Raw genomic sequence first — 9500 nt, forward strand, 5'->3', positions numbered from 1 at the left:
AAGTTTACCTATCTTCTTCATTCTGTTTAATTTTCAAGGATCATTTTCAATCTTTCCTGCTGCCCGTTTTCCCAGACAGCTTTTATAGTATATCATCTCATTTTACCCTTGTCAACATTTTTTAAATATTTTTTTCATATTTATTTATCTTTCACTGTTTTATCCTAAAAGTCTATTTATACAAAGAACAGAATAACCTATACTTCTACTTTTCCAAAAGCAAAACATACTTATAGATAAGTTATTTTAAGATTAAGATGCATATAATCATTTTTCTATAGTAAAGAATCCCTTGATAAATGGTAGTGTTCGGATAAATATTACATAAATCAATAAATTGCATAACATATTGAATATGATAATATAATAATAAAATGAAAAATAATTTTTTATTAAACATAACTATTAAAAAAATTCTTTAATAATAAGTTAAAATGTATTGACTTTCTTTAATATTTATTATGCAATAAATATATAAAAAACATGGGAGGAGAAATATTAATCATGAAAATTAAAATATTAGACGAAGAACATACTTTTGTTTATGACCATAATACTGAAAGCATATCTATAAAACAAGATAAACATTCTACAAATTATTGTAAACTTTGGGGAATTAAAAAATTTATAAACCCCTCTAACCAAAATATAAAATATATTTTAGAAAGTGAAGAAAATGTACCTATGTATGGAGATACCACAATACATAGACTAGCTGAATTTTTTATTAAAGAGCAAAAAGTAGATTTAGATAGTATATATGTGGAGGAAAACCTTAAAGTGGTCATTGAAAATGAAGATTTATAGAGTCTGAATTAAAGAGCATCTTATTCTGCATGATTAAACACATCATGCAATATAATTAATTATTTTCATAACATGTATAATCTTTCTACTTTTATAAATAATGAATCTTATTATGCAAATAATAAAAGAGCATTACAGCTCTTTTATTATTTGCATAATTCTTTTAACTCTATTCACCCTTTAATATATTATCTGTATTCACTTGTTTTACTTCCTCAGATTTTAATACCTTTTCACTTATTTTTTCAACACTATTACATATTTCTTTATTTATAGAATCCAATTCATTTTGTGTAAGTCCTGGTATTACCTGCAGCAATCTTTTTTCCATTTCATCCTTTTTCTTTTTTCCTGCTTTCTTTACAGAACTAAATTCCTCCTCCAATACATAATACATACCTTTTGCAATACTAATAGCATGATTATAATTATCCGCTCCTTTTCTTGCCACAATAGACTGCTTTTGTAATTCTAACGCATCTGAAACTTTTTTAAGTACATATGCTGCTATTATTCCAACTATCCCTAAGATAAATTGAACCAATACACTTAGAAGTTGTTCCCTCATAAACATCTATCCTCCTTAAAATTATAAATAAAAAAATACTTTTAATAAAATATATGCTGCAATTACTACTTTATTAAAATTTTTTTATTCTTATGTAACACTTTTAAAACTAACAGCATACATTAATATTAAAGTTAGCTTTAGGAAACAAATTTAGTCATATGAAACAAATTCAAATACGCACATGATTTTTATAAATATTAATCCATAAAAGTATTCATTATTCTTAAAATATTGGATTGATTTATTTTTGGGGAGGATATTTTATGTTAAAACTTAATAGTGTCCCTATAGGGAATTATGTTATAATTGACGATTTATTATCTACTGGAATATTAAGAGAAAGAATGCTTGCACTTGGCTTAACTAAAGGTACTAAAATAGAAGTAATACGGAAAGGCCCCTCTGGTGATCCTACTGTGTATAACATAAGGGGTGCTATGATAGCTCTTAGAAACGAAGAATCATCTTTGATTTTAGTGAATTCAACTAAAAATTCACGCAACAACCTATCTTCTGTAATCAAAACAAATATTATGTAAGGAGGTTCATGATGGGTTTAACATTTCAATCTACTAAAAATAATTCTTTATCGGATTTACTTAGAATTGAAAAAGAGGAAGATCAATGTATTATTGCTCTTGCTGGCAACCCTAATACCGGTAAAAGCACGGTTTTTAATGCACTTACAGGACTTCATCAACATACTGGTAATTGGCCGGGAAAAACAGTAGTAAATGCAAGAGGAATATTTACACATAATGGTAAAGATAACATACTAGTAGATCTTCCTGGAACCTATTCACTTTTCGCATCTTCAATAGAAGAAGAAGTAGCAAGAGATTTTATATGTTTTGGTAATTCTGACGCAGTAATAGTAGTTACTGATGCAACTTGTCTTGAAAGAAATCTAAATCTTGTTTATCAAATAATGGAAATCACTAGTAATGTAGTTCTTTGTATTAATCTTATAGATGAAGCAAAAAAGAAAAATATCATTATTGATGCTAGTGGAATAGAAAATGAACTAGGCATTCCTGTGGTTTTATGTGCTGCTAGAAGTGGCTTAGGCATAAAAAAATTGAAAGAAACGGTTTATAATGTTACTATAGGTAAAATCACACCTATACCCAAAATATTAATATATAAAGACTACATTGAAAAAAAAATAAAACCCATACAAACTCTTATTGAAGATAAAATAAATTATATTAATTCAAGATGGCTTGCTTTAAGATTTATAGATGGTGATATAAAATTAATAGATCTTCTCTCCAGTAACATAGATAATGAGTCTTTAAAAGAATTATTAAAAACAGTAAGTTCATCCATCTCATATAAAGATAAAATAAACATAAGAGACGACATTTTAAATGATATTTACAAGAAAGCAGAAGAAATCAGTTGCAAATATGTAAAAGAAGATAAATCTAAAATAAATAAAGACAGGCTGATTGATAACTATATTACTTCAAGAATTTTTGGTATCCCACTAATGCTTTTAACTTTAGCAATAATATTTTGGATTACTATTGCGGGAGCTAACGTACCTTCTTCTATAATAGCGGACTTACTCTTTAGTATACAAGATAAACTTACTTTATTGTTTAACAATATAAATGCTCCAAAATGGCTTCATGGAATTTTAATACTTGGACTTTATAGAACCATGGCCTGGGTTATATCTGTTATGCTTCCTCCAATGGCAATATTTTTTCCTTTATTTACAATACTTGAGGATTTAGGATACCTACCAAGAGTAGCCTTTAATCTTGATCATCTATTTAAGAAAGCCTGTGCTCACGGTAAACAATGCTTAACAATGTGTATGGGATTTGGATGTAATGCAGCAGGTATAATATCCTGCAGAATAATAGAATCTCCACGGGAACGTCTTATTGCAATTTTAACTAACAATTTGGTTCCATGTAATGGAAGATTTCCTACCTTAATAGCTATATCCAGCATATTTCTTGTTGCTAAAGGCAGTAATAATCTAAGCTTCTTACCCGCATTAGCTATAACAGTGCTAGTTGTCATAGGTATACTTATAACTCTATTAGTATCTTATATACTATCTAAAACCATACTTAAAGGAATTCCTTCTAGTTTTACTTTGGAACTTCCTCCTTACAGGGTACCTCAAATAGGTAGAGTTTTATATACTTCCATAATTGATAGAACCATATTCGTAATCTTTAGAGCCATAGTAGTTGCTGCTCCAGCTGGTGCTATAATTTGGATACTTAGCAATATATACATTGGCAACTTAAATATTATAGGTCATGTGGCCGCTTTTTTAGATCCCTTTTCTAAACTTATAGGCCTTGATGGATTTATATTGATGGCATTTATATTGGGGTTGCCTGCCAATGAAATAGTACTACCAGTATTATTAATGTGTTACTTATCAACAGGTTCCCTAATTGAATTCGAAAGCATAGAATCTTTAAAAAAAATATTGCTGGATCACGGTTGGACCTACCTTACAGCCCTAAACACTATGTTATTTAGTTTATTACACTGGCCATGCGCTACCACTCTTTTAACTATAAAAAAAGAGACAGGTAGTTTAAAGTGGACAGCACTTTCAGCACTTATCCCAACCAGTATAGCTATTGTTGTATGTTTTATAACAACCATAATATTTAAATCCTTAAATCTAGGTTAACTATAATTATCAAGTTCTTCTAATATTCAAATAAAACTTATTTATCAGGTAATTCTAGTGGAACAGATTAAAAATGTTTATTTCCCATTTGAACTTTAGAAGAACCTATCCAAGCATATAACCATACTCATTCTCTACTGTACATTTATTTGATTATTTTTGTATACTGTTTTGATTTAACTATAATATCATTTTCGACATAACTTATAACTGCATTTTTCATTTTCATTATATTTCCACTATATCCGCATAATTGTATAGAAATATTCTCATTAGAAATTTTATCTTTAACCTTATCTGCAATATCAAAAACTGTCATAGTATACATGCCTTTATCCTTTTTAAATCCATCCTCACAGACATTAAGTATTAACTTTATATCCACAAATACATTTTCTATATTAATTTGTAAATCGGTTTCACTTTCCGATATATTTAAATTTTTATATTGCTCCATTACCATTACCCTCCCCATATTAAGTAATTTACAGATTAAGATATAAAACTGCCTATATCCACCTAAAATCCTGCTATACTATTTAATTACTGAAATTTCTACATTAATATGATTCATTTATCCTAGGGCGTGTCTGAAAACTATTTTTTACTATACAAATAGTTTAATTAATGTAATTTGCTAACATAAAATAGCCTTTCATTGACATACATTACTCTTACTTTTTTGTTGTTTAGCAATTTTATTTGTTCATTTTTGAGTTTTCAGACACGTCCTAGTGTATTTTAGCAAATTATTTATAAACTGTCTACTTTTAAAATACATTCTAGCATAAATATATCCCTTCCACACACTTATTAAACTCTTTGTGTAATAATTCATATTTTAGTAACTATTTTAAAAGTTTCTTCATAACATAAATTGAAGTATTTAATATGGAGGATATAATGTATTTTCATGAATATAACTGTCCCTTTGTAAATTATTATCATTTTAAATACAGAAATGCTATAAATATACATGTCAGAAAAGCTATAGCTCATATAACAGGAGGCCCCTTAGCTCCTAATATAAGAGGTACCGTTACCTTTACTCAAGTACATGGAGGAACTGAAGTTTCTGTGGAAGTTAATGGATTGCCTTCTTATAGACCTGCCACCAATGGAAATCCTCAAATTGGTCCACACGGATTTCACATACACCAAAATGGTACATGTACTGTTGGTACTCCTTCAGACCCATTCAAATCTGCTGGAGATCATTGGAATCCAACTAACCAGCCTCATGGTAATCATGCAGGAGACTTTCCCGTTCTCTTTTCTAATAAAGGTCATTCTAGAATGACTTTTTTTACAGATAAATTTAACGTTGCTCAAATTATTGGAAAATCTATAATCATACATGAAAGTCCAGATGACTATAAAACTCAACCTTCTGGAGCATCTGGCAAAAGACTGGCCTGTGGTGTTATTAAGGCTGTATATAATTAATGAGTAATGAATTCACTTCACTCATTTGAGTATTATTAATGGGTGCCTTATATTTTTTCAACTTCAGAAAAGGAAAGGTATTTACCTCTCCTTTTCTGATAGTTACATTTAAATTTATAGTACCCTGTAACCACAGATACTAGCCTTTTTCAATGAGTTGGAATATACTACACAATTTATTGATAAATCTAAATATACTATAGTTGCATATTTCAATGTTCCTGTTCTAGTACCTATTACAATAATAAATATTTTCAACCTTTAAAATTCATGTTCCTGCCATATTTATGCCTGTGACAAATACACCTGTTACAATTTTCTTTATCTCCAAAATCGCTGCAAAGTTTATAGTCACCTCCTTTTATTTTTAACATTTTTCCATTAGCTAAACTGTCGGCTATTTTTTTACGTGCATCATCATATATTCTTTGAACCGTAGAACGTGCAACTCCCATGGTATATGCACATTGTTCCTGATTTAATCCCTTTAAATCCATAAGTCTTATGGTTTCGTATTCTTCCACTGTCATTATTATAGATTCAATTGCATCTTTAGATACATTTAAAGGCCCAAATTCACCAACTTTTGGCAATGCACAAACTCTCTTACATTTTCGTGGTCTTGCCATTATTATCACACCTCCCCAGTTCTCTTATTTCTATAGTATTTGTACTCTATTGTAAACTCATTTACTTTTTCGCCCCTATACTTGGATAAACATTATAATATATTTTATTTTTAGCTACTTATTAAAAGTTATATCTCCATATACCAATATCCCTAATAATTCCAGGGACAACCCTATCAATAAATAAAATACCATTAAGATAATCAATTTCATGACAAAAAGCTCTTGCAAGCAATCCTATAGCTTTAATTTCTATATTTTCATAATTTTCATTAAATCCTTTAATTTTCACTCTATATGGACGTTTAACTTCCCCTATTATTCCTGGAATGCTTAAACAAGCTTCTACATCTTGTTCTTCACCTTCTTGTTCTATTATTTCAGGATTTATAAGTTTTATAAGTCCTTTACCAATATCAACAACAATTACTCTTTTGAGTATTCCCACCTGTGGCGCAGCCAATCCTACACCATTTTCTTTGTACATTGTTTCCGCCATATCCTCTATCAACTCTAATGTGCTTTTGTCTATTTCATCAATATATTTGGATTTTTTTCTTAATATATAATTTTTTTATAACTATTAATAATTCTTAAAGCCATATTTTTTCTCCTTATAATAAGATTTAAGTAGCATTATTTTATATTTAAAATAATATTCATAAATAAATATTATACATTTTGCTTTTTATAAATAAAGGGTGGAAAACCACCCTTTATTTATTCGTCATTCTGTAAAGTATTCAATTTATTGTTGATTAAATTAAGTCTATTTTCGAGACTAGCTTTTTGTTTAGTAAGTAAATCTTTTTGATTCTGAGGACTGATCATATTACATGATCCCATACCTCTTCCAGTCCTCGAACCCATTCCCATTGGACCTGTACCATCTCTTCTTGGCATAAACTCATCTCCTTTTCATTTTTATTTTAGGTATATGACCTTTATGAATATTATAGTCTATTTTAGGTTTATGTCAATAACTAAATATATTTAAACTTACACATTTCTCCATTGCCTTATTTATTAATTTTTTCAGACTTGAAATTATTTTCTATACTCTTTAATGCACTTTTCACGGAACCTGTATCTCCAAAAATTCCTATACAAATAGTATGCTGTGGACACAAACCCGAAATTTCACTTACTATAACATTAGCAGCTTTTTCAGCAATATCACTAGCAACTATCATATCAACAAATTTACCGCTACACAAACCCACAGTTGTTACTCCACTTTTTTCTATAAGATCTCTAATTTTAGGATCCATAATTTTTCTATAGAGTATTTCTAACGTTCCTGTTAATATACCATCTATAATCCTTATATTCATCCGTCATCCCCCTCTTTTATTAAAAATAGGCTCTCGAAAACTCAAAGAGCTTGTTTTTTTTATATATTATAAAGTTCAGCATCTCTGCTTCACCCTAAATATTATTACGATATTTTCTAATAAACCTATAAAAAAATTATTTATAATACTTGGAGTAGTAAGCTTAAAACCTTCTGTCCTGAAAGCACTTTTCAGAAATTTATCGTTATATGTATTATTGATACCTCTTGCAATGACAACATTTACATTCAATTCTTTTAAGAATAATGGAAGCTATCCAGTTTTATACCATAGATGGAAATAAAACTGCATTATATATTAGCATGTGCTACTTTAATTTTACTCTTAACTATAGATTATTGTCAAATGCTAATTACCTTTTTAATCTTATGCTTATACTTTAGCACTAAAACAATAATTAGTATGGCAAAATAAAAAACACCAAGCTACAAGCCTAGTGTTTTCAATGGGTAAGTAAGTCTATAAGCCGAGTTCTGTATTATATTTCAAGTGGTACTATAAATAAAATTGTGTTCAAATAAATTCTTGTAAAGCATTGGTATACCTAAGTTTACAGTAATATATGTCTTATAAAATAAAAATACGTAAACATACGGTTTTTTATATTACGGTGACAAATCGGTGGCAAATTCATCTTCGCCACCGTAATTAAACCATAAAAGTTTCTACATTAATATATGTGCTATTTATCTTACTGCAAATTATTTATAGACTATCTAATTTAAAACCTCCAGCTAAAGTAAAGCTGGAGACTTACATTAATTAACATCTACATTTATATCTTTATCTGCATTGATTAAAAGTTTCCACCCACTTTGGTTAAATGAATCTTTAGAAACTTCAAATACATCAGCAGATTTTACAGTAATTCCGGGGTTTAAATCACTTACAATTTTTTCATCTGGGTTTACTTCTGTTGCAAAAGTGCCTGATGCGTCAATATCAGTGCTATATTTTGTTTTATTCTTGTCCAATAAATTTATTCTTGGGACGGAAAAACTCCCTATTGGCTTGTCAGAAATATTTTTATATTGCCATTGGACAGCCACATATACGCCACCTTCTGATGGTGTTTTTTGAATATATTCATCTCCTACTTGAGACTTTTGTTCAATGGAATTAATAGTAATTTCAAATTTATCTGTTTTTATCACATCCCCCATTTTATAACTTGTTTGTTCTTCTTTTGATTCATCTTTATTTGTTTCTGTTTTATTTTGGGTCGTTTCCTGCTTAGTTTGAACTGTGTCATTTGTGCTAGTTTTAACTGCTGTGTCTTTCTCATCATTTCCATTTAGAGCTCCAATACTACCTAACACTACTAAAATAATTATTACTGATAATACCTTATGTCTCATAAACCAATTTCTTTGGTCTTTGCCGCAATGAGGACATTTACTAACGCCTTTTGCGATATCTGCATTACACGCTTTACATTTTGTCATGTTGTTATTTTCCAATGAAATTCCTCCCTTATTTATGTATATTTTTATTTATATTGTAACAATATAGTAACAAATATAGTAACAGTTTGTCCATATTTAGACATAAAAGTAAAGCCTACCAGAGATTTTTCTAGTAGGCTTGGAGAATATATTTAGTTGTAAATAATAATAAATTCAGGAATGTTGACCTCATAAGTATATGATATACTATTTTACAATATATGTAAATAAATTTTAGATATAAAGCTTTCTTTTGTTTTAAATGTAGTGAATTTGGATATAATAATAATAATACTTCTATAAATATTTTATTATCTCACTTAATATGTTTTTACTATAATTCATAAAAGCCCTGGTACTGCCAGAGCTTTTACTATAAAAATCTTTATTTGAAAAATACCTTATATTTTAATTGAAATTGTTTTCTATATATTGTATGCAATTTGAAAATTTTGAACACACTATTACTATATGGCTGGGACTTTGATGTTACACAAGTTATAGGACTTACTAATGATGATGCTGTATCTGAAGAGTTTCGCTGGGTAAAGCAAATAGTAGAGCGTCTTAATCGCACCT

The 9500-nt window shown here is 28.8% G+C and carries 11 protein-coding genes and 1 pseudogene; 4 read left to right on the plus strand and 8 right to left on the minus strand.

All coding sequences use genetic code 11. The features are described 5' to 3' along the window. The first annotated feature begins 504 nt into the window (after positions 1–504). Complete coding sequence (locus V7Q02_RS15320) at positions 505–807, plus strand: hypothetical protein (RefSeq protein WP_333861954.1); 303 nt, start codon at positions 505–507, stop codon at positions 805–807. 169 nt (positions 808–976) lie between these two features. On the opposite strand, the gene V7Q02_RS15325 is transcribed toward V7Q02_RS15320, so the two are convergent. Beyond that, a complete protein-coding gene (locus tag V7Q02_RS15325) occupies positions 977–1375 on the minus strand; it encodes a hypothetical protein (RefSeq protein ID WP_333861955.1) in 399 nt (132 codons plus the stop codon). Between the two features lie 266 nt (positions 1376–1641). Between V7Q02_RS15325 and V7Q02_RS15330 the strand changes: the two genes are divergently transcribed. Then, positions 1642–1917, plus strand: a complete 276-nt coding sequence (locus tag V7Q02_RS15330; protein ID WP_333861956.1) for a FeoA family protein — start codon at positions 1642–1644, stop codon at positions 1915–1917. Between the two features lie 11 nt (positions 1918–1928). Next, positions 1929–4046, plus strand: coding sequence for a ferrous iron transport protein B (gene feoB / locus V7Q02_RS15335; RefSeq protein WP_333861957.1), 2118 nt, complete (start codon positions 1929–1931; stop codon positions 4044–4046). Between the two features lie 145 nt (positions 4047–4191). Here feoB and V7Q02_RS15340 read toward each other — a convergent pair whose 3' ends face one another. Beyond that, the gene (locus tag V7Q02_RS15340) at positions 4192–4503 is read right to left on the minus strand and encodes a hypothetical protein (protein ID WP_333861958.1); all 312 of its coding nucleotides are present in this window, start codon (positions 4501–4503) and stop codon (positions 4192–4194) included. Between the two features lie 446 nt (positions 4504–4949). Here V7Q02_RS15340 and V7Q02_RS15345 point away from each other — a divergent pair, with 446 nt between their 5' ends. Further along, positions 4950–5492, plus strand: a complete 543-nt coding sequence (locus tag V7Q02_RS15345) for a superoxide dismutase family protein (protein WP_333861959.1) — start codon at positions 4950–4952, stop codon at positions 5490–5492. A 254-nt stretch (positions 5493–5746) separates the two neighbouring features. Here V7Q02_RS15345 and V7Q02_RS15350 read toward each other — a convergent pair whose 3' ends face one another. The 6 genes and pseudogenes from V7Q02_RS15350 to V7Q02_RS15375 form a co-directional block, all read right to left on the minus strand. Further along, a complete protein-coding gene (locus V7Q02_RS15350) occupies positions 5747–6121 on the minus strand; it encodes a DUF134 domain-containing protein (RefSeq protein ID WP_333861960.1) in 375 nt (124 codons plus the stop codon). A gap of 121 nt (positions 6122–6242) precedes the next feature. Continuing rightward, a pseudogene (def, locus tag V7Q02_RS15355) lies at positions 6243–6724 on the minus strand (peptide deformylase). A gap of 117 nt (positions 6725–6841) precedes the next feature. Beyond that, positions 6842–7024, minus strand: coding sequence for a DUF5320 domain-containing protein (locus V7Q02_RS15360; protein WP_333861961.1), 183 nt, complete (start codon positions 7022–7024; stop codon positions 6842–6844). A 116-nt stretch (positions 7025–7140) separates the two neighbouring features. Further along, positions 7141–7455, minus strand: a complete 315-nt coding sequence (locus tag V7Q02_RS15365) for a BMC domain-containing protein (RefSeq protein WP_333861962.1) — start codon at positions 7453–7455, stop codon at positions 7141–7143. A gap of 779 nt (positions 7456–8234) precedes the next feature. Beyond that, positions 8235–8936: a DUF4352 domain-containing protein gene (locus tag V7Q02_RS15370; protein WP_333861963.1), complete on the minus strand. Its 702-nt coding sequence runs from the start codon at positions 8934–8936 to the stop codon at positions 8235–8237. Positions 8937–9306: 370 nt separating this feature from the next. Beyond that, positions 9307–9500: hypothetical protein (locus V7Q02_RS15375; RefSeq protein ID WP_333861965.1), on the minus strand; the 194-nt coding region annotated here is incomplete at its 5' end.

The organism is Clostridium sp. (assembly GCF_036781005.1).
Taxonomy (GTDB): domain Bacteria; phylum Bacillota; class Clostridia; order Clostridiales; family Clostridiaceae; genus Clostridium_B.